Raw genomic sequence first — 317 nt, forward strand, 5'->3', positions numbered from 1 at the left:
GTACGCGCGATGCGCCTGTTCAGCTAAGCCGGGCAACATCTTGAGCAACGATTTGACCAACGGTCCGGCCAACGGTCCGGCCATCGGTCCGGCCAACGCGATGAGCGCGATGGGCGGCGCCGGCGCCGACCTGGCGCGCATGCGCTCGCTGACGGCGGAGCTGAACCGCCACATCTACGCCTACCACGTGCAGGACGCGCCGACCATCCCCGACGCCGAGTACGACCGCATGTTCGTCGAGCTGCAGGCGCTCGAGGCGGTCCACCCCGAGGCCATCTCAAACGACTCGCCGCCCTTCCGCGTGGGCGCGGCGCCGC

The 317-nt window shown here is 70.0% G+C and carries 1 protein-coding gene; it reads left to right on the plus strand.

The features are described 5' to 3' along the window. Window positions 1-40 precede the first annotated feature (40 nt). A partial coding sequence (locus tag D0817_RS27100; RefSeq protein ID WP_202866538.1) for a DNA ligase LigA-related protein occupies window positions 41-317 on the plus strand: 277 nt, incomplete at its 3' end.

The sequence above is a fragment of the Flavobacterium cupreum genome (assembly GCF_003996965.1).
In the GTDB taxonomy this organism is placed as follows: domain Bacteria; phylum Bacteroidota; class Bacteroidia; order Flavobacteriales; family Flavobacteriaceae; genus Flavobacterium; species Flavobacterium cupreum.